The organism is Clostridium sartagoforme (assembly GCF_039521405.1).
GTDB lineage: Bacteria > Bacillota > Clostridia > Clostridiales > Clostridiaceae > Clostridium > Clostridium sartagoforme.
Genome location: NZ_BAAACH010000023.1, coordinates 1 through 21,510, shown reverse-complemented (window position 1 = coordinate 21,510; position 21,510 = coordinate 1). Strand labels below are relative to the sequence as shown.

The following is a 21,510-nucleotide window of genomic DNA, read 5'->3' as shown; positions in this document are numbered from 1 at the left end:
CACAATTTAAAACATTATATTAAAAGGTTTTATTAATTCGCAAACTTATATTTTCATATATTATTAAAATCATACTTCCAATGAAATAACATAAAATATCTTTTATATCAAAGGAAGTCCCCATAATTATTGAAGCAACTTTGTTATTTTCTAGGTTCAAAAGCTCTATAACCTTGAAATACTGCATAACTTCAACAAATAAGGCAAATAAAAATAAATAAATAGGTAAAATCTTAATTTTCTTATCTATAACTCCTCTAATAAAGGTGTACATTAAAATAATTACTAATATATCACCAATATATGGTCTAATAAAGTTATCATGCACGAAAAACGCTATTAATGCCTCTATTATAAACAAAATAAAAAAAGATATTATATATTTTTTATTTATTCTCATATTGTATCCTCTTCTATATATATTTTGTGGCTTCTAATACTGTCAAAATTACACTCTTAAATATACTCTCACTTCCCTTAACATGTTAAATATTATAATTATATAATACATATTTTCATGATATTAATAAAATTATAATAATATGTCAAAACTAAATGAAGATAAATATTTAAATAAAATAACTTAAAACTAATTATTAAAAGTTGCAAATAAAATTAATAGTAATAAATCTAATTAGTTTGGCATATACCAATATGAATTGAATTTATGCAAATATGTTCTAGCACCTTTAGGCATTTGTGTAATTGCATTATAAACATTTATAAAATCTCCACATCCCATACTGGTTGCAAAAATACCTAGTGTTGTTAATACATTATTTTTAATAATTAATCCAATAATATAAGGACCGATTCCAAAAATAATATTTGGCAATAATGACATTATTATAAAGCGTGTCTTGCTCATATCTTCATTACCTACAACAAATAATATTCCTTTTTTTAATAAAGTATATAAATATACTTCTTCTTTAAAACAAATAGCATGTAGGAATTCATGTGGAAAGAGTGATAGCAAAGATAATAATATCCCCCAATTATTAAGATAATTGCCTTGCTTAAAGGCAATTACTAGTAATAGTATAAGCAGTATTATAGCAACAATATTAGCTTTTATTGCTAGTTCAGTTGCATTAGAAGCTTCTTTAAACTTAACATAATTAGGCTTGTGTTCACGATATGGTAGATTATCATAATTACCATCGAATTTTCCCTTATAAATCAATTTCACAGTAGTTACCCCCATATATAAAATTTCTTACTCATTTTCTTTTCCTTGTCTTTTACATTTAATTATAACCCATATACTGTTAAAATCCACTAATTTTCCTAGATAGATATAAATAGCTTAAATAAGATTTTAAACAACAACCTCCATATCATATTCTGTACACATAAAAAAGTGGATTATCAAAATCCACTTTTTTATAATATGCTATCTAAATATTATCCTAATATATGTTAAAACTTAGGATCTATCTCTGTCATTTGAATTCTTTTCAAATCTTTTTGTCTTAATCTTGTTTCTTCCATTATTTTATCCCAAGACTCACCTGCTATCATCATTTCCTTTGCTTTTGAATAAACTTGATTTTTTGTTTCTCTATTCATCTTTTTCCTCCAAGACTTTATTAAGCTTTAATTCACTTAATTTATTTTTATTTACTATACTATTATTTGGAGAAATCAAATCAATTATTACATTCAAAGTAAATATATAAATTTAACATTTTCAAATTTCCATATAATGCAAAAAGGATACTATTTTAGCATCCTTATAATAATATATTTAAATCTACTATATTACCCCTATATCGCTTCTATAATATTTATCCTTAAATTCAACTTTTTCTATAGCTTTATAAGCATCTTCTCTTGCTTTTTCTACTGTTTCTCCAACTCCAACTACTGAAAGAACTCTTCCTCCATTGGTTTTCAAAACATCATCTTCAAGTTTTGCTCCTGCTAAGAAAACTTTATCTTTTATTTCATCCTCTATAATAATTTCATATCCTTTAGGATAGCTTGCTGGATATCCTTTTGATGCTAAAACTACATTAACACAAGCACCATTTTTCCATTTAACTTCTGTATTTTTTAAGTTTTGGATTAATGAAGCTTCTATAAGATCTAATAAATCACTTTCCATTAAATTAAGTACTGATTGAGTTTCTGGATCTCCCATTCTTACATTATATTCTAAAAGATATGAACCTTTTTTAGTTATCATAAGGCCAAAGAATATTATTCCCTTATAATCAAAACCTTCTTCTTTTATTCCAGCTAAAGTTCTATTCATTATTTTTTCTTCAAAATCCTTTAAAATTTCTTTTGTTACATATGGATTAGGGGCTAAAACTCCCATTCCTCCTGTATTTGGGCCTTTACCACCATCAAATATTTGCTTATGATCCTTTGCTGATATAAATGGTATAATAGTTTTTCCATCTGTAATTGAAAGAATAGATGCCTCCACTCCTTCTAAAAACTCTTCTATAACTATCTTTTGTCCTGCTCCATTAAATATATCATCAACCATAAAAGATTTTACTGCATCTATAGCTTCCCTTTTATTCTCACAAATAGCAACGCCCTTTCCTGCAGCCAATCCATCAGCCTTAATTACTGTAGGATATAGACAATTTTCTAAATAAGCTAAAGCTTTATCAACATCATAAAAAACTTCATACTCTGCAGTTTTCACTCCATACTTTTTCATAAAATCCTTAGAAAAACTCTTACTACCTTCAAGCATTGCAGCTTTTTCACTAGGTCCAAAAATCTTAAGGCCCTTCATTTTGAACTTATCAACAATCCCCTTAGTTAAAGGATCTTCAGGACCTACAACAGTCAAATCAATACACTGCTCCAAAGCAAACTCCAAAAGCTCATCTATTTCAGTTATATTTATATTTTCACACTTACTTTCCCTAGCAGTTCCCCCATTACCAGGAGCAACAAATATTTTCTCTACCTTTTCATTCTTAGCAAGCTTCCAAGCCAAGGCATGCTCCCTACCACCAGATCCAATTAATAAAATCTTCATATAAAATCCCCCTCATCAGTAATTCTTACTTCATACTGAAATTTTTTTCAATAACACCCAAAAATTTATTTGATATCTACTACCTCATCAATAACTTTTGTTCATACTAAAAATTATTTCTATATAACTCAAAAGCATTTATTTATTACTATATAGAAAAAAGAGATCATATTGCGGAAGGCTATATCACAATAAGCTGTTTTTATTTCATTGTTGTTTGAGGTATAGTTGCGTAATAATTTCAGTTGTCTGAGCGAATGCGAGTTAAGTGAGAATCTAAATCTCTGATTTAGTTCTTCGAACTTACTGCTACGACTTTGGAGTAGTAGTTTCCTTATAAAATTGCAATTATTATGAAAACAACAATAGAAATATCCAGCGAAATTGTGTAATAGACTGAAGTAATCGGTTCTCTTTTTTCTTAGTTACAATTAATGTTTAAAGTGTCTAACCCCCGTAAATACCATAGCTATTCCATGTTCATTACAAGCATCAATAGATTCTTGATCTCTTACTGATCCTCCTGGCTGTATTATTGCTTTAATACCATTTTTAGCACATTCATCTACTACATCTCTAAATGGGAAGAATGCATCTGAAGCTAAAACTGTTGCACCTTTACCTCTTTGAAGAGCTTCTTCTGTTGCCCAAATTCTATTAACTTGTCCTCCACCAATTCCAATTGCTACACCATCTTTTATTGCAACAATTGCATTAGATTTAACATACTTAACTACCTTCATGCCAAATAATAAGTCTCTCATTTCTTCTTCAGTTGGTGATTTTTCTGTTACTACTTTTAATTCATCAATTAAATTTTTGTCTTCTTCCTGTACTAATATACCGCCATCAACTGTAACCATGTATTTTTTATCTTTTGGAGCATTATTGCACTTAATTACTCTCAAATTCTTTTTAGTTCTTAATACTTCTAAAGCATCTTCATCAAATTCTGGTGCTGCTACTACTTCTAAGAATATTTTTACCATTTCTTCTGCTGTTTTTTTATCTATTTTTCTATTTATTGCTACTATTCCACCAAAAATAGATGTTGGATCTGCATCATAAGCTTTTTTATAAACTTCAAAAGGAGTTTCACCTATTGCAACTCCACAAGGGGTATTATGTTTAAGTCCACAACAAGCTACTTCATCAAATTCAGAAGCAACCTTCCAAGCTATATCCAAGTCTTTTATATTATTATAAGATAACTCTTTACCATTTAATATTTCAAAACTATTCATAGCTCCATCAAATTCATTTGAGCTATAGTATGCTGCACTTTGATGTGGATTTTCTCCGTATCTTAAGCTTTGCTTTTTCTTATATGATATTGAAAGGTATTCAGGATATTCTTCGTCTTCTAATAAAAAGTTAGATATTGCTGCATCATAAGCACTCATTAAATTAAATACTTTTCCTGCAAGTTTTTTTCTTAACTTTACTGAAACATCACCATTTTCAGATATTTCTTCCATAACAGCTTTGTAGTCTTCCTTATCTGAAATTACTACTACATCTTTAAAATTCTTGGCTGCAGCTCTAAGCATTGTAGGACCACCAATATCTATAAATTCAACCTTTTCATCAAAGCTTAAATCTTCTTTAACCTTTTGGAAAAATGGATATAAATTTACTATAACAATATCTATAGGAGCAATATTTCTTTCTCTTATAGTTTTCATATGTTCATCATTATCTCTTATAGCAAGTATCCCTGCATGTATAATAGGATGAAGAGTTTTAACCCTTCCATCTAACATTTCAGGAAAATTAGTAACTTCATTAACTTCAACAACATTAACACCATTATCCTTAAGATGTTTATAAGTACCACCTGTAGATATTATTTCAACACCTTTATTTTGCAAAAAATTAGAGAATTCCAAAATACCTTCTTTATCAAAAACACTAACTAAAGCTCTTTTTATCAACTTAAAAAACCCCTTTCTTATTAATGAGAAAAATGAAAAAATTAATAATGAAAGAATTATGGTTCAAATTCCTACGGAATTTATTTAATTTCATAACTCAACTATGTTGAGTTATTTCCTTAATTTTTTCATTCTTTCATTCCTTCATTATTTCATTATTTCATTTATTTTCGTTTTTCCATTTATAATTTCAACTTTATTTTTACTAATTAAATCAATTGCTTTTGGTAATAGCTTATGTTCCTTTTCTAAAACTCTTTTTTGTAATATTTCCTTTGTATCTTCAAAATAGACTGGAACTATTTCTTGAAGTATTATTGCTCCTCCATCTACTTCTTCATTTACAAAGTGTACTGTACAACCTGAATATTTTACTCCTGAGTTTATAACAGCTTCATGAACCTTTAACCCGTACATTCTTGGTCCACAAAAACTTGGAATTAATGATGGGTGTATATTTATTATCTTATTTTTAAATTCTTTAAGGATATTTCCTTGAAGTATTGAAAGGTATCCAGCAAGAACTATTAAATCAACTTTCCCCTTTGTTAATTCTAATATCTTATCACATGTAGTATCTTTATATTCTTTTTTAGATACTACATAAGTCTTTATTCCTTTTTTCTTAGCTCTTTCTAAAGCAAATACTTCATCTTTACTTCCTATAACCATTTCTATTTTGCAATTTAAATTTCCAGCATCTATAGAATCTATTATTGATTGAAGGTTTGTACCTCCTCCTGATGCAAGTACTGCTATTTTAAGCAAACACCTTCACCTCCAGATGTTACATAACCTATTTCATAAGCTTTTTCTCCCATCTCTATTAAAGCTTTTATAACAGGCTCTGCATCTGACTCATTAACACATAACACAAACCCAATCCCCATATTAAAGGTATTGTACATATGATCTTTATCTACACCTTTTTCTATTATTTTTTCAAATATTAATGGTAATGGATAGCTGTCTTTCTTTATTATTGCTGTAAATTTTTCTCCATTAAACATTCTTGGAACATTTTCTATAAATCCGCCTCCAGTAATATGTGCCATTCCTTTTATTTCAAAGCTTTCAAGTAGTTTTAAAATTGGTTTAACATAAATTTTTGTTGGGGTTATTAATGTTTTCCAAGCTTCTTTGCCATCTAGTTCCTCATTTAAATCTTCAAATATCTTTCTAACTAATGAATAACCATTAGAATGTAATCCTGAAGATGCAACACCTATAAGCTTGTCTCCCTCTTTTATCTTCTTACCATTTATTATTTTATCTTTATCTACAATTCCTACTGCAAAACCTGCCATGTCATATTCGCCATCTCTATAAAAACCTGGCATTTCAGCAGTTTCTCCTCCAACTAAAGCACACTCTCCTTGAAGACATCCTTCTGATACACCTTTTACCAAATCTGCTGCAACTTCTGCTTCTAGCTTTCCACAGGCTATGTAATCTAAGAAGAATAATGGTTTTGCTCCATGACATAAAATATCATTAACACACATTGCAACACAATCTATTCCTACAGTATCGTATTTCTTAGTTTTAAAGGCTATATCAAGCTTAGTTCCAACTCCATCTGTTCCTGAGACTAAAACTGGCTTTTTATATCCTTCTGGCAGCTCAACCATTCCAGCAAAGCTTCCAAGTCCATTTAATACATACTCACTCATAGTTTTACTTGCATATTCTTTTATAAGCTTTACTGATTTATATCCTTCTTCTATATTAACTCCAGCTTCTTTATAAGTTATCATTTAACACACTACCTTTCAGCTTTTATTTTGCTCCTTCTATAGGTGTTGCTACTGGATATATTCCATTAAAGCAACCAACACAATATCCACAATTTTCTTTAAAGCAACTATACATACCTTCCATACTTAAATATCCTAAACTATCACAACCTATTGCTTCTCTTATTTCTTCAATTGATTTTTTAGCTCCTATAAGTTCACTTCTATATGGGGTATCTATTCCAAAGTAGCAAGGAAATTTAACTATTGGTGAAGCTACTAAAAAATGTACTTCTTCTGCTCCAGCTCTTCTTAGAGAATCAACTAAATGTTTTGATGTTGTTCCTCTAACTATTGAGTCATCAATTAATATAACCCTTTTTCCTTTTATATTTACTTTAAGTGGATTTAATTTCACTGCTACGGCTCTTTCTCTAATTTCTTGGGAAGGTGTTATAAAAGTTCGTCCTACATATCTATTTTTTACAAATCCAGTATCATATGGTATTCCTGAAGCCTTTGAATATCCTATGGCTGCTGGTATTCCAGAGTCAGGAACTGCAACTACCACATCTGCATTTATTTTATATTCTCTAAATAATTGCTCTCCAGCTCTCACCCTTGATTCATGAACATCTAAGCCATCTATTGTTGAATCTGGTCTAGCAAAATAAATGTATTCAAAAGCACAAGTTTGACATTGTGTATTTTCTGAATACTTGTATGATTTGATTCCATTATCGTCTATAATAACTATTTCACCTGGTTCTATATCTCTAATTAGTTCTGCTTTTATTGCATCTAAAGCACAACTTTCTGATGATAATACATATCCTTCTGCTGTCTTTCCTAAACATAGCGGCCTAATACCATGTGGGTCTCTAACCCCTATAAGTTTATCTTCTGTCAAAATTACCATTGCAAAAGATCCTCTTATTGCTTGAATGGCATCATATATCGCCTTTTCAATCCCCTTCTTAGCACCTCTTGCAATAAGGTTTGCTATAACTTCTGAGTCTATTGATGTATGAAAGACATGTCCTCCGTCCTCTAAAAGTTCTCTTATTACATCAGCATTTACTAAAGTACCATTATGAGCCATTGCTATTGATCCAAGTTTAGTTTTGCTAAGTAATGGTTGTGCATTCTCAATTCTAGTATCTCCGCATGTAGAATATCTAACATGACCTATTGCTGCAAAACCCTTAAGCCTATTTAAATCATCTTTGGAAAAAGCTTCTGTTATAAGCCCCATTCCTTTATGAATATCAACACTTTCGCCATTTGCTACAGCTATTCCAGCACTTTCTTGCCCCCTATGCTGAAGTGCATATAATCCATAATACGTCATGGATGCAACATCCATAGGCTTATTTACATAAATACCAAAAACACCACATTCATCCTTGAATTTATCATTACTTGGATCCAAAATTAAATTTGAACTCAAAATAACACCCCCAATATTAATTATTTCTGTATTCTGTTTAATATCTCAACATAAGCATCTTTTACATTCCCAAGGTCTCTTCTGAATCTATCTTTATCTAATTTTTCTCCTGTTGTTGCATCCCAAAATCTACATGTATCTGGTGAAATTTCGTCTGCTAATAAAATTTCTCCATTATATCTTCCAAATTCTAATTTGAAATCTATTAATCTTATATTTTGCTTTATAAAGAACTCTTTTAATAACTCATTTATTTTATCAGTCATTTCATAAATTTTGTTTAATTCTTCAAATGTAGTAGCACCTATTCCTACTGCATGATAATCATTTATTAATGGATCTCCTAATGAATCGTCTTTATATGATAGTTCAAATACTGTAGTTTTAAGTTCAAATCCTTCTTCTAATCCTAATCTTTTAGCCATTGATCCAGCTGCTACGTTTCTAACTATTACTTCTAAAGGTACTATTTCAACTTTCTTACAAAGTTGTTCTCTTTCATTTAACTTTTCTATAAAGTGTGTCTTTATTCCATTTTCTTTTAACATTTCAAAAATCATTGAAGTGATTGCATTATTTAAAGTACCCTTATCTTCAATTTGACCTTTCTTTTCTCCGTTAAATGCTGTTGCATCATCCTTATAATAAACAACAACTTCCTCTGCCTTATCTGTAGAATATATTTTTTTTGCTTTTCCTTCATACATCATTTCTAATTTTTCCATTATAAATCAATCCCTTCTCCATTTTCTTCTATAAACTTACTTTTCATATCTAATCTAAACTTATTTAATTTTTCTCTTAATGAATTATCCTTTATAGCAAGCATTTGTACTGCAAGCATTCCTGCATTATAACTATTATTAATTCCAACTGTAGCAACTGGAATTGATTTTGGCATTTGAACTATTGAAAATAAAGCATCTAGTCCTTCAACAGCTCCCTTTATAGGAACCCCTATTACAGGCATTGTAGTTTGTGATGCTATAACACCAGGTAAGTGAGCTGCAAGTCCAGCTCCTGCAATAACAACTTCACATCCATTTTCTTCAGCTTCCATCAAAGTTTCCGTTAACTTTTCAGGAACCCTATGAGCTGATAATACATAAGCTTTAAATTCTACTCCAAATTCTCTTAAACAATTAGCAGCTCCCTTCATAACATCAGTATCCGATTTACTTCCAAAAAATATTGCTACCTTCATCTAAAAACCCCCGTTTTTTTTAATTTTACAATTTTATTCAGTTCACAGTTCACAATTCACAGTTCACGGTTGTTTTCATTTTGTAGGTAACAGCGAACAGGTATCAAGTACTAAGTGTAAACTATAATTAATAATTAAGATTTTCCTTATATATTTAGTCATTATTTCACTAAAAAAGATTTAATATCTGTTACCTGTTCCTTGTTACCTTTTACTTTGTCCACGAAACTGTGAACTGTGACTTTTAGACTGTGCACTAGAAAATTGCTTTGCAATTTTTTACTTAAAGTACTTAACCCCTGCTTTAAATATCTTTTGATCAAAGTTACCCGGAACATTTTTATATAGGTTTTCTCCTATTCTTTCTGAATGTCCCATTTTTCCAAGTATTCTTCCATCTGGACTTGTAATTCCTTCTATTCCTAGCATTGAACCATTTGGATTAAAAGGCATATCGCTAGATATTTCACCATCTAAATCAACATATTGTGTTGCTATTTGTCCATTTTTTCTTAACTTTTCTATTAAATCTTGTGGAGCAACAAATCTTCCTTCTCCATGAGATATTGCAATTGAATGTATATCTCCAAGATTTACTTCATTGAACCATGGTGATTTATTAGATACTATTTCTGTTCTAACTATTGAGCTCATATGTCTATTAATTTCATTGTAAGTTAAAGTTGCCATATCTTCTTCTATATCTACAATTTCACCATAAGGTACTAATCCTAATTTTATTAGTGCTTGGAAGCCATTGCATATACCAAGTATTAAGCCATCTCTATTCTTTAATAGATCCATTACAGCATCTTTAATTCTTTCATTTCTAAATACTGTTGCTATAAATTTTCCTGATCCATCTGGTTCATCTCCAGCAGAGAATCCGCCCGGTAACATAATTATTTGACTTTTTCTTATGCTCTTTTCCATTTCTAAAATTGATTGATTTAATAAATCCTTGTTCATATTGTTTAGAACAAGTTCTGAAACTTCTGCCCCTTCATTTTTAAAGGCTCTTGCACAATCATATTCACAGTTTGTACCAGGAAAAACTGGAATAAATACTTTTGGTTTTGCAACCTTTATTAAAGGAGCTTTTATTTCTTTATCTTCATATAAAACTGTTGTTATTTTTTCTTTTTTATCTTCTGTCTTTATTTTAAATACCTTTGATAACTTCTCTTCAAGTATCTTTTCTAAATATTCTATATCAAAATTAATATCATATTCTTTACAAACAATAGCCCTATTTTCTGTTGTATTACCTATTACTTTATAAGCGCAATCCTCTAATTCTTTTTCTATTTCAACATCATTTTTAACTTCTAAAATCAAGCTTCCATAATTGAGTTCAAATAATTCTTCTTTGCTTAATCCTTCAAACTCTACCCCAATCCTATTTCCTAAGCTCATTTTAGTTAATGCTTCTGCTACTCCCCCAAATTTCACTGATGAAGCTGAAATAACTTTTCTACCTAAAATAAGTTCATGTAACTTTTCTAAGTTATTTTTATATACGTCCACTTTCAATGTCATATCTTCATTTTTCTCAGCCATTAAAAGTACTATCTTAGAGTTATTATTTTTAAACTCTGGAGATATAATATCCTTAGCTTTAGCAACATCAACTGCAAAAGCTACTAATGATGGAGGTACATCTAAGTCTCCAAATGTACCTGACATAGAGTCCTTACCACCAATTGCTGGTATTCCTAAATCCATTTGTGCTTGATAGGCTCCAAGTAATGCTGAAAAAGGTTTGCCCCATTTAATTTTATCTTTTCCTAATCTCTCAAAATACTCTTGTAATGTAAGTCTTGCTTTTTTATAATTTCCACCCATAGCTGAAAGTTTAGTTACTGCTTCTATTACTGAATAATATGCCATATGATAAGGACTCCACATCCCCATATCTGGATTGAAACCATATGTCATTAATGTTGCATCATTACTTTCTCCATTTAGTACTGGCACCTTAGCCGCCATACCTTCTGCTGGTGTTGTTTGATACTTTCCACCAAAAGGCATAAGCACAGTTCCCGATCCTATAGTTGAATCGAATCTCTCAACTAATCCTTTTTGCATTGATACATTTAATTTTCTTAATGTATTAATCCATTCTTCTTTTATATCTAAATTTTTTATTTTAAATGGATATTCTTTGGGAGATTTCACTTCTACTTCTGTTGTTTGTCTTGCCCCATTTGTATCTAAGAATTCTCTTTTTAAGTCTACTATATTTATACCTCTCCAGAACATTCTAAGCCTTTCATTATCAGTTACATCTGCAACTTTAACAGCTTCTAAATTTTCTTCTGCACATAGAGTTATAAATTTTTGTTCATCTTCTTTATTAATTACAACTGCCATTCTTTCTTGAGATTCTGAAATAGCAATTTCTGTTCCATCTAAACCTTCGTACTTTTTAGGAACATTATCTAAATATATATCTAAGCCTCTTGTTAATTCTCCAATTGCAACTGAAACTCCACCTGCTCCAAAATCATTACATCTTTTTATCATCTTTGAAACTTCAAAGTTTCTAAATAACCTTTGAATCTTTCTTTCAGTAGGAGGATTTCCTTTTTGAACTTCTGCTCCACACTCATTAATTGAATCTTCTGTATGTTCTTTAGATGATCCTGTTGCTCCGCCTAATCCATCTCTTCCTGTTCTCCCACCTAAAAGAATTACAACATCTCCTACTTTAGGCTCTTCTCTAACTACATTTTTCTTAGGTGCTGCTGCTATAACAGCTCCAATTTCCATTCTTTTAGCAACATAATTTGGATGATATATTTCAGCAACTTGTCCTGTAGCAAGACCTATTTGATTTCCATATGAACTATATCCATGAGCTGCTCCTAAAGTTATAGTTCTTTGAGGAAGTTTTCCTTTTAATGTTTCTTCTATATCAACAGTTGGATCTGCGGCACCTGTAACTCTCATGGCTTGATATACATATGTTCTGCCTGATAACGGATCTCTAATAGCACCACCAAGACATGTAGCTGCACCTCCAAAGGGTTCTATTTCAGTTGGATGATTGTGTGTCTCATTTTTAAACATGACTAAATATTCTTCTATTCCATTATTAGTTTCTATATTTACATTAATTGAGCAAGCATTAATTTCATCTGATACATCTAAATCTTCTAATAAACCTCTTTTTCTCATTTCTTTCATTGTTATAACTGCTATATCCATTAATGTTTCATCTCTATCAGTTTCACCATAAACAAAATTTCTTGATTTTAAATATGCTTCATAAGATTTTATTATTGGTCTTGAATAAAGTCCTTCCTCAATAACTATATTTTCTATAGCTGTTGAAAAAGTTGTGTGTCTACAATGATCTGACCAATATGTATCAATAACTTTTATCTCTGTAATGCTTGGATCTCTATTTTCTTCTTTAAAGTAATCTCTTATTAGTTTTATATCATCTAAGCTCATAGCAAGATTCATATTACTATGTAACTCATTTATTTCTTTATCACTTTTATTAACAAATCCATTTAATATCTTTACATTTTTCGGCTCTGGAAGTTTTGATGATAGTTCTAAGTTATCTATATTTACTTCTCTGGAGTCAACTGGGTTTATATAATAACTTTTAATTTTTTCTACCTCATCACTTGATAAAGCACCTCTTAATATTATAATTTTTGTCCATTTAACTTCTATTTTTTCTCCTGAAGTCAATAATTGATAACATTCTGAAGCTGAATCTGCTCTTTGATCATATTGGCCTGGTAAATATTCAACTCCAAAGGCAACTTCATGATCTTTTACTTCTAGCTTATTTTCATAAACATTATCTACATTTCTTTCTGAAAATATCGTATAAAGAGCTTTTTTATAATCTTCTTCTTTCATTTCCCCTAAAGTATATTTATTTATAAGTCTGACTCCCTCAAGAGAAGTAATTCCTAAATTTTTTCTAAAATCCTCAAGTAAACTTTTCCCTTCAATATCAAAGCCCTTTTTTTTCTCTACAAATATACATCTCATTTTAAACTCACATACCTCCAAAACTAATGGATTTTAATTATACTCACGAATTATTTTTAAGTTTTATTCAATATAATTCGTATTTATATGACTAGGGTATCATTGTTAGTTATATTTGTCAACTTTTTATCAGTAAAAAACAAAAATAATTCGTCATATAGCGAATTATTTCGTATTTTTATAATCATATATTTCGTATATTGTTGTGCCGTTATTTCCCTTTTATTCTATTATTTTTTTTATTAAATATGTTATTTAAATAATATTTTTGCACAAACTAATAGAGATTCAATTTAAGGTGGTGTTAATATGAAGCATAACGCAAAAGAAAATTTAAGATTAGCTTTAGATGAGCTTTGCTCTTGCCAAAATCATCTAAACACTGCTTATTTAAATGCAGAAGAAAATCATAATAGAAGTGAAATTCATACTGCACTTGAAGCTATTGGCAGTGCTGTTGATTCTGCTCAAGATACTTTGAAAAACTATAAAGATTAGGAGGAGATTTTATATGGGTCATAAGACAAATGCAAAAGATGAATTAAAGTGTGCTCTTTCTGATATTACACATGCACAAAAATTGTTGCATGATGCTATAAAAACTGTAGAAAAAGATGATAATAAACAACTTATTCAAGATACTTTAGCAAATGTTAATGAGGCATTACATGCTACAAGGACCTCAACTTATGGATTCAAAGATTAGGAAATGAAATATATTTACTTAAATCATAGATTTAGGGTATCACTTAAAAAGACTGTAGGTAACCCTACAGTCTTCAATTAACTATCTTCTGTTATTTTGAGCTTTTCTTGCTCTTCTGCAATCAATACATCTAACTGGTTCGTTATCGAATCCTTTTTCTTTGTAGAATTCTTGTTCTCCTACTGTGAATATGAATTCCTTACCGCAGTCTTTACATATTATTTTCTTATCTTCCATTTTAAATCCTCCATTCTAAAGACCAATATAATATCAACAAATCTCTACAATGGAGAAAGCTAATTTCTATTCAATCTTTAAACAAATATTTCTCGGTTCTATGACCTACTTCATCATTTTATCATATAATATTTTTTTTTGCTAGTAGTTTTTTAATAATTTACCTTATTGTTATTATGGTATATTAATATTAAATTCTATGTTTATTTGCTACTTTTATATGAATTAATTTAAAATTTTACAAAAATAAAAGCTATAGAAATTAATCTATAGCTTAGATAACTTATAATTATCTTCTGTTGTTTTGAGCTTTTCTTGCTCTTCTGCAATCAGCACATCTTACTGGATCGTTATCGAATCCTTTTTCTTTGTAGAATTCTTGTTCTCCTACTGTGAATATGAATTCTTTACCGCAATCTTTACATACTAATTTTCTATCTTCCATTTTAAATCCTCCATTCTAAAGACTATTCAAGTAACTACTAATCTCTATAACGGAGAATCTCATTATCTTTCAAAATCTTTAAACAAAATATTGTTAGTCTTTTTGACTACCTATTTATAATAACATATTCTTTTTTAAAAAGCTACTCTTTTTTTAAATATTTTTTAAAAAAGTACCGGTAGCTTTTAACTACCGGCAAAGAAACCTACGTAACCCTAGCGGGTTATTTTTAGTCTTATCATATTTTATATTTTTTATTCCTTCTCTGATATATATTTCAATTAATATATATTGATATATGTATTTAAAGCCCTTCCCTGCTAGAAAGAATATCTAATAAATCTTTTGACGATTTTTCTCTTGTATTCATATAAAACTCTATTTCTTCTATTCGCTTATTCATCTTGTTAATAAATTCTTCTGTTTCTTCACTAATATCCTCTTCACTATTAAATCTAGTATCGCTTAAACTTACTTTTATTATATATATAGCTTCTACTAATTCCTTTCTATATTCATCTTCAGTTAAATTTTCATTGCATATCTCCATACTATTACTTTTGCTATTTCTATAAATATTATCATTATGACCTTTTATATTATAAATATAGAAATTATAATCATTAGGTTTTCCCATTAAATAATATCTTAAATTCCCATTTTTTATAAAGTTTTCTATGGAATTAGAATGTTGACAAAAATATATAGTTCTTTTTCTATCCATTAATTCTGTAATAACTTGTGAATGAAAAGTTATATTATTGGGCCTTGAATATTGAACTATATCTCCTGGTAATAAATTCATATATATTTCATCCCAATTTACCAATGCATCTATTATTTTATATTCAATATATTTATGAGCCCTTTTATTTTCTATTCCAAAATGTAGATGAAATGGTTGTGCTGCAGTCCACGTAGAGCTTCTATTGGGTAAATTTGCCGAATAATAAAACCAAGATTTAATACTTGTAGCCGTTTCTCTAGATCCTAAAAACTCCATTCCACCTGCTCTTAAAACTTGTGATACAAAATTAGTGCAATCTCCTCCATCTTTAATATAGTTATAATATTTACTATTTGATGAAGTAGCCCATTTTAGAGCATATTCTACCGCTAACTCCCTATTATAATTCTTATTACTTGCTTCAGCTGATTCAGACTTTACATATAAACTTATTTCAACTAAAGCAAAAACTATTATAAATACTATACTTATTTTTCTTTTAATTAAATTTTTCATTTTTATTTCTCCAGACTACTTTAAACTTTATTATATCTTTTGAAATAAAATTAATTTTATTACACAATAGTTATAAAATGCGAAGCATTTTTCAGTTCACAGTTCACAAGGCACAGTTTACAGTTGTTTTGATTTTATAGGTAACAGGTATCAGGTAACAAGTACTAGAAGTAAACTATAATTAAAAATTAAGAAACATCTACTTCAAGGTAAGCTTAGGGACAGTAGTTAGTTTTGTGCCGCAAAATAACCTAAATTTTTTCATTCTTTAATTTATAAATTGCTTTGCAATTTATATCATAACCTGTTACCTGTTACTTTATTCCAAAAACTGTGAACTGTGAATTGTGCGCTGTGAACTATATAAATTGCTTCGCAATTTAAATCAATTTAACACAAAAAACCACCTACTATAGTTTTTCTAAAGTAGATGGTCTTTAATTTTTAATTATATATTTTTAACTTGTTTTTTGTTACCTTCTCACTATAAACTCAAACCAACTGTGACTTGTGCACTGCGTACTGTGAACTGTGCACTGTAAGCTGGATAAATTATTCTTTGCTACCTTTAAGCATTTCACCTATAGCTGCAATACTTCCAAGTGAAGATAATGTTTCATTTGGTAATATAAGCTTATTAGCTGGGTTATTAGCCATTTCTTTAAGAGCTTCAACTTGCTTTAAAGCTATAACTGTTTCATTAGTACCTGATTCTATAATTGCTTGGTTTACTTTTCTTATAGCTTCTGCTTCTGCTATAGCTATTTCTTCTATAGCCTTAGCTTTACCTTCAGCTTCAAGTAATTGAGATTCCTTTAAACCTTCAGCTCTTCTAATATTAGCTTCTTTTTCAGCTTCTGCTGCAAGTATCTTACCTCTTTTTTCTCCTTCTGCCTTTTCTATTTGAGATTGTCTTTGTCCTTCAGCTTCAAGAATCATAGCTCTCTTATTTCTTTCAGCTTTCATTTGTTTTTCCATAGCTTCTTGAATTTCTGTTGGAGGGATTATATTTTTAATTTCAACAGAAAGTATTTTTATACCATACGCATCTGTAACTTCATCTATAATACTTAAAAGATCTTGATTTATTTTATCTCTTCCTGATAATATTTCATCTAAACTCATGTTACCTAAGATATTTCTCATATTAGTTGTTGCTGAATATACTATACCTGATCTATAGTCTTCAATATTATAAACAGCATCTTTAGCATTTAATAACTTATAAAATATAACATTATCTACAGATATTTTAACATTGTCCTTTGTAATAACTGATTGTGGTGGTACATCTAAAATTTGTTGTTTTGTTGAAACCTTCTTTCTAACGAAATCTGCAAATGGAATTAAAAAGTGCCATCCTGGTTCTAAAGTTTTATGATATTGGCCAAACCTTTCTACAACATATAAGTATCCTGTATTTACAATTTTAATTGATGATAAGATTACTATTAATACAAAAAGTACTACTACTCCTGTAATTATTAATCCAATTAAATTTTCCATCTAAACTTCCTCCTCTTTTTTAATTATTAATTTAATACCGTCTATACCTGTGATTTTAAAACTTTCGTCTTTTTTTATTACTTCTCCTGAATTTAGTACAGTCCAATATATTCCGTCAACTTTTATTTTAGTTCTATCTACTATCTCCTCTTCTGCTTTCATAACTCTTCCTATATAAGTTTCTTCCATTAGAGGTGTACGTTTAACACCTTCTTTAAACTTCCGTTTAGCCCATGGATAACCTATCGAAATAGTTATTAAATTTACTACTAAGAAAAGTACTACTTGTATTCCAAATGATACTTCCAGTAAATCAGCTATCATTGCAACAAATGCACCTACAGCAAACCAAGCAAATAAAAAATTGCTTGTTGCTATGTCTATAGCAATTACTACAGCTGCAACTATAATCCAAAAAATTACCGCACTCATAATTTCCCCTCCTTTATTCTTTGATACCATTATAACATTTTTTAGTAAAAATTTGAATTCCATCAACTTATGAATTTATTATAACATTCTTTCTAACTTATTACAATATATCTTTTATCTTTTTAAAGGGTATATTATACCTTTTTATTTTGTTTTAATTCATATTTCTTCTATTATCATTGATTTTCTATTGTTTTCCTTTTATTATTTAACTATGTATATAAACTTGTTTATATATAAGTATTTTTATAACTATGAATTTTAAATATAAAAAGAGTTACAATAATTCATATACTATTATTTTAATTAGAATGGAGAGATTTTATGGATTTTATAAAAGTCGCAGCTGCATGTCCAGTTACTCGTGTAGCTGATATAGATTATAATTTAGAAAATATATTTACTTGTTTAGATGAAGCATACAAAAATAAAGCTAAGTCTATTGTTTTTCCTGAGCTATCTATTACATCTTATACTTGCAGTGATTTATTTATGCAATATAATTTGTTGGAAAAATCTGACCTTGCCATAGAAAAATTAATAAAAAAAAGTAAAGGCCTAGATATGTTAATTGCTATAGGAGCTCCTCTAAGTTTCAAAAATGTACTATTTAATTGTGCTTATATAATATTTAATGGAAAACTTCTTGGAATAGTTCCAAAATCATATATCCCAAACTATAGTGAATTTTATGAAAAACGTTGGTTTAGTGAAGGCCTTGGAATAATTGATGAAAAAGTAGATTTTTCTTTTCAAAAAGATGTTCCATTTGGAACTAATTTAATTTTCACTTCTGGAAGATATAGTTTTGGATTTGAAATTTGTGAAGATCTTTGGGTTACAGTTCCTCCAAGTTCATATCTATCACTTCTTGGTGCAAATATAATAGGAAATCTTTCTGCTTCTAATGAACTTGTAAGCAAAAAGGATTATAGAGAAGCTCTTATATCGAATCAAAGTGCTAGATGTATGTCTGCATATATTTACTCATCTGCCGGGGTTCATGAATCCACAACCGATCTTTTATTTAGCGGACATATGCTAATTGCAGAAAACGGAACTATGCTTGAAGAAAATGAGCGATTCCAAAGAGCTAATGAGATTATTTATTCATATATAGACGTTTTTAGATTAAACAGTGAGCGATTAAAAAATATAAGTTATAGAGACGCTTCAAGAATAGTTCCTTTTGAAGCTGAAATAATAAAATTTGATTATAAAGATACTAAAATAATTAACTTTGATAGATTCGTTGATAAACATCCTTTTGTCCCTTCTAATGTTAAATTACGTGAAGAAAGATGTAAGGAAATATTTAATATTCAGGCTTCTGCTCTAGCAAAGAGAATGGAGCATACTAACTTAAAGAAAGCAGTTATTGGAATTTCTGGTGGTCTTGATTCAACTTTAGCTTTACTAGTTGTTGTTAAAACTTTTAAACTACTAGGCTTAGATAATAAAAATATAATTACAATTACAATGCCTGGCTTTGGTACTACTGATAGAACTTATAATAATGCTCTAACCTTATGTAAGGAATTAGGATGTGACTTAAGAGAAATTAACATAGTAAAAGCTGCTCTTCAGCACTTTGAAGATATTGGTCACGATAAAAATATTCATGATGTTACTTATGAAAATGTTCAAGCCAGAGAAAGAACTCAAATTCTTATGGACTTAGCTAATAAAGAGGGTGGCTTATTAATTGGAACAGGAGATCTTTCTGAATTAGCTCTTGGATGGTGTACATATAACGGTGATCATATGAGTATGTATTCAGTAAATCCATCTATTCCTAAAACTTTAGTTAGATACTTAGTTAGATATGTAGCTGAAAAGGAGTCTACTCCTCAAGTTTCAGATACACTTTTAGATATATTAGATACTCCAGTTAGTCCTGAACTTTTACCTAAGAATGATAAAGGCGAAATCACTCAAAAAACTGAGGATATAGTTGGACCTTATGAATTACATGATTTCTTCTTATATCATTTTATTAAAAATGGTTCTTCTAAAGAAAGGATACAATTCCTTGCAGAACAAGCATTTAAAGATGATTATAGTAAAGAAGAAATAGAAAAATGGCTTGATAAATTTATATATAGATTCTTTACTCAACAATTTAAAAGAAGCGCTCTTCCTGATGGCCCTAAGGTTGGAAGTATTTCATTAAGTCCACGTGGAGATTGGCGAATGCCTTCTGATGCTTCTTTTAACTCCTTTAAGTAAAATAAAGATACTGTATTTCAAGTAGCCAATATCATTTCACTGGGAGTTTTTATAATTCTATTTATTCAAAATACCTAAATTACTATAACTCGCATACGCTCAAACAATAGTAATTCTTAACGGTATTCTGAAACATAGAATTATAAAACTCCAGCAGTTCATGATAATACTACTTTCCATACAGTATCTTTACTTTTATATAAAACTAGTTATATGGTACCTAACCCAGCAATAATAAACATTTCATCATTATATGCCATATCTTATAATTTAAAATTTATATTATGTTAGCTTATATGCTATTAAGATTATTTTCTTTTACTATCCAAGATAATCCCAAATGCAACGCCTAAAGATAATCCTATTGCTAACTGGTCAAATATTATACCAAATGTAACCCCTAGTCCAGAACAAAGTGCGAAGTAGTAGCCATTATCTTTTTTATCCTTTTTTTCACTCATTTTATCCCCCCCATTTACCTTAATAAAATTGGATTATTTATTAACTTATATGCTTATTATACATAATTTTGGAATTATATTCTCTCTAGGCTACTCCTTTTTCTTTTATTTCTATCAACTTCCATTCATTATCTATAACATCTAGTTTCATTTCATAGATATATGCCGATATTGGACCATGATACTTCATTCCACTTATTATTATTCCATTACTATTTTCATCCGGTCTCACACAGGTAAACATTAAAATATCTCCATTTATCGCTATTTGAGTCATTTCATCCGCTAACCCAATTTCTTTTAATTTAAAAATAGATGCATTTAATATTTTCTTGTTATACCTTTTAAAATGGTTTATCATCTTTTGTCTATCATCATAAGTAGTTTCCGAAAAATCGGCTGACTCCATATCTAAAATGATATAGTCTTTTGTATACCCATTTTTATAATGTATAATATCATAAGTGTACATAGCATCATAAGCTAAAATAAATGCATCTATTATTCTTGGATTATCTTGTTTTATTTTTACATTACTGACAATATCAAAAACCATAAGTATGCATAGAAAATTTTTAATAATATGATTACCTATCACTATAAATCACTACTTTCTAAGTTTTACTTATTTTTTATCAATACATCTCAAATTATTCTTTCACCATCTTTGCTTAATCTTATATTTATTTAATATTAATTTTCTTTATCTAGAAGCTAATGTAAATGTACTTTAAAAACTTGTATTAAAAAGTGTATCTGCAAATTTTATAAATAAACATACTCTGAATATTATTACTAGCATTAATGAATATAATAAAAAAGGAACTGCATATTTAAAATGGACCCTATATAGTAGACACTTATAAAAAGAGTCTATCTATATAAGGTCTTTTTTTGTACAAT

Annotated in this window: 21 protein-coding genes; 3 read left to right on the top strand and 18 right to left on the bottom strand. The window is 29.1% G+C overall.

Features of this window, described 5'->3' with window-relative positions; translation table 11 throughout:
* Positions 1 to 19 precede the first annotated feature (19 nt).
* The 11 genes from ABDZ60_RS10860 to ABDZ60_RS10810 form a co-directional block, all read right to left on the bottom strand.
* A complete protein-coding gene (locus ABDZ60_RS10860; protein WP_343778080.1) occupies positions 20 to 400 on the bottom strand; it encodes a ribosomal maturation YjgA family protein in 381 nt (126 codons plus the stop codon).
* A gap of 234 nt (positions 401 to 634) precedes the next feature.
* Positions 635 to 1,192 carry a DUF3267 domain-containing protein gene (locus tag ABDZ60_RS10855; RefSeq protein ID WP_343778078.1) on the bottom strand — a complete coding sequence of 186 codons (558 nt, stop codon included), beginning with the start codon at positions 1,190 to 1,192 and terminating at the stop codon, positions 635 to 637.
* Between the two features lie 230 nt (positions 1,193 to 1,422).
* Entirely contained in the window at positions 1,423 to 1,572 is a 150-nt protein-coding gene (locus ABDZ60_RS10850) for a hypothetical protein (RefSeq protein WP_016207028.1), read from the bottom strand.
* A gap of 187 nt (positions 1,573 to 1,759) precedes the next feature.
* The gene (gene purD, locus ABDZ60_RS10845; protein ID WP_343778076.1) at positions 1,760 to 3,007 is read right to left on the bottom strand and encodes a phosphoribosylamine--glycine ligase; all 1,248 of its coding nucleotides are present in this window, start codon (positions 3,005 to 3,007) and stop codon (positions 1,760 to 1,762) included.
* A gap of 431 nt (positions 3,008 to 3,438) precedes the next feature.
* Positions 3,439 to 4,941 (bottom strand): bifunctional phosphoribosylaminoimidazolecarboxamide formyltransferase/IMP cyclohydrolase, encoded by a 1,503-nt coding sequence (gene purH / locus ABDZ60_RS10840; RefSeq protein WP_343778074.1) that lies wholly within the window; start codon positions 4,939 to 4,941, stop codon positions 3,439 to 3,441.
* A 147-nt stretch (positions 4,942 to 5,088) separates the two neighbouring features.
* Entirely contained in the window at positions 5,089 to 5,709 is a 621-nt protein-coding gene (gene purN, locus ABDZ60_RS10835) for a phosphoribosylglycinamide formyltransferase (protein WP_343778072.1), read from the bottom strand.
* Positions 5,697 to 6,698, bottom strand: coding sequence for a phosphoribosylformylglycinamidine cyclo-ligase (gene purM, locus ABDZ60_RS10830; RefSeq protein WP_343778070.1), 1,002 nt, complete (start codon positions 6,696 to 6,698; stop codon positions 5,697 to 5,699). The genes purN and purM overlap by 13 nt, the downstream gene beginning before the upstream one ends.
* A gap of 22 nt (positions 6,699 to 6,720) precedes the next feature.
* Entirely contained in the window at positions 6,721 to 8,127 is a 1,407-nt protein-coding gene (gene purF / locus ABDZ60_RS10825) for an amidophosphoribosyltransferase (RefSeq protein WP_425544857.1), read from the bottom strand.
* Positions 8,128 to 8,147: 20 nt separating this feature from the next.
* Positions 8,148 to 8,852 carry a phosphoribosylaminoimidazolesuccinocarboxamide synthase gene (gene purC, locus ABDZ60_RS10820; RefSeq protein ID WP_343778068.1) on the bottom strand — a complete coding sequence of 235 codons (705 nt, stop codon included), beginning with the start codon at positions 8,850 to 8,852 and terminating at the stop codon, positions 8,148 to 8,150.
* Positions 8,852 to 9,331: a 5-(carboxyamino)imidazole ribonucleotide mutase gene (gene purE / locus ABDZ60_RS10815; protein ID WP_343778066.1), complete on the bottom strand. Its 480-nt coding sequence runs from the start codon at positions 9,329 to 9,331 to the stop codon at positions 8,852 to 8,854. Before purE ends, purC begins: the two co-directional genes overlap by 1 nt.
* A gap of 279 nt (positions 9,332 to 9,610) precedes the next feature.
* A complete protein-coding gene (locus ABDZ60_RS10810) occupies positions 9,611 to 13,348 on the bottom strand; it encodes a phosphoribosylformylglycinamidine synthase (RefSeq protein ID WP_343778064.1) in 3,738 nt (1,245 codons plus the stop codon).
* A gap of 309 nt (positions 13,349 to 13,657) precedes the next feature.
* Here ABDZ60_RS10810 and ABDZ60_RS10805 point away from each other — a divergent pair, with 309 nt between their 5' ends.
* Together ABDZ60_RS10805 and ABDZ60_RS10800 are read left to right on the top strand one after the other, a co-directional pair.
* On the top strand, positions 13,658 to 13,846 hold the full coding sequence (locus ABDZ60_RS10805) for a hypothetical protein (RefSeq protein ID WP_016207037.1): 189 nt from the start codon (positions 13,658 to 13,660) through the stop codon (positions 13,844 to 13,846).
* A 13-nt stretch (positions 13,847 to 13,859) separates the two neighbouring features.
* The gene (locus tag ABDZ60_RS10800) at positions 13,860 to 14,054 is read left to right on the top strand and encodes a hypothetical protein (protein WP_047000486.1); all 195 of its coding nucleotides are present in this window, start codon (positions 13,860 to 13,862) and stop codon (positions 14,052 to 14,054) included.
* Positions 14,055 to 14,135: 81 nt separating this feature from the next.
* Here the strand turns inward: ABDZ60_RS10800 and ABDZ60_RS10795 are convergent, their stop codons facing one another.
* From ABDZ60_RS10795 to ABDZ60_RS10775, 5 genes are all read right to left on the bottom strand, one after another.
* A complete protein-coding gene (locus ABDZ60_RS10795; RefSeq protein ID WP_016207039.1) occupies positions 14,136 to 14,291 on the bottom strand; it encodes a zinc-ribbon domain-containing protein in 156 nt (51 codons plus the stop codon).
* 289 nt (positions 14,292 to 14,580) lie between these two features.
* Complete coding sequence (locus tag ABDZ60_RS10790) at positions 14,581 to 14,736, bottom strand: zinc-ribbon domain-containing protein (RefSeq protein ID WP_016207040.1); 156 nt, start codon at positions 14,734 to 14,736, stop codon at positions 14,581 to 14,583.
* A gap of 304 nt (positions 14,737 to 15,040) precedes the next feature.
* Complete coding sequence (locus ABDZ60_RS10785) at positions 15,041 to 15,979, bottom strand: amidase domain-containing protein (RefSeq protein WP_343778061.1); 939 nt, start codon at positions 15,977 to 15,979, stop codon at positions 15,041 to 15,043.
* A 552-nt stretch (positions 15,980 to 16,531) separates the two neighbouring features.
* Positions 16,532 to 17,485 (bottom strand): SPFH domain-containing protein, encoded by a 954-nt coding sequence (locus ABDZ60_RS10780; RefSeq protein ID WP_016207042.1) that lies wholly within the window; start codon positions 17,483 to 17,485, stop codon positions 16,532 to 16,534.
* The gene (locus ABDZ60_RS10775) at positions 17,486 to 17,917 is read right to left on the bottom strand and encodes an NfeD family protein (RefSeq protein ID WP_016207043.1); all 432 of its coding nucleotides are present in this window, start codon (positions 17,915 to 17,917) and stop codon (positions 17,486 to 17,488) included.
* A 324-nt stretch (positions 17,918 to 18,241) separates the two neighbouring features.
* Between ABDZ60_RS10775 and ABDZ60_RS10770 the strand changes: the two genes are divergently transcribed.
* Positions 18,242 to 20,146 carry an NAD(+) synthase gene (locus tag ABDZ60_RS10770; RefSeq protein WP_343778058.1) on the top strand — a complete coding sequence of 635 codons (1,905 nt, stop codon included), beginning with the start codon at positions 18,242 to 18,244 and terminating at the stop codon, positions 20,144 to 20,146.
* Positions 20,147 to 20,454: 308 nt separating this feature from the next.
* On the opposite strand, the gene ABDZ60_RS10765 is transcribed toward ABDZ60_RS10770, so the two are convergent.
* Both ABDZ60_RS10765 and ABDZ60_RS10760 read right to left on the bottom strand, forming a co-directional pair.
* The gene (locus ABDZ60_RS10765; RefSeq protein ID WP_172655004.1) at positions 20,455 to 20,607 is read right to left on the bottom strand and encodes a glycine zipper domain-containing protein; all 153 of its coding nucleotides are present in this window, start codon (positions 20,605 to 20,607) and stop codon (positions 20,455 to 20,457) included.
* An 85-nt stretch (positions 20,608 to 20,692) separates the two neighbouring features.
* Positions 20,693 to 21,205, bottom strand: a complete 513-nt coding sequence (locus ABDZ60_RS10760) for a hypothetical protein (protein WP_016207045.1) — start codon at positions 21,203 to 21,205, stop codon at positions 20,693 to 20,695.
* Between the last annotated feature and the right edge of the window lie 305 nt (positions 21,206 to 21,510).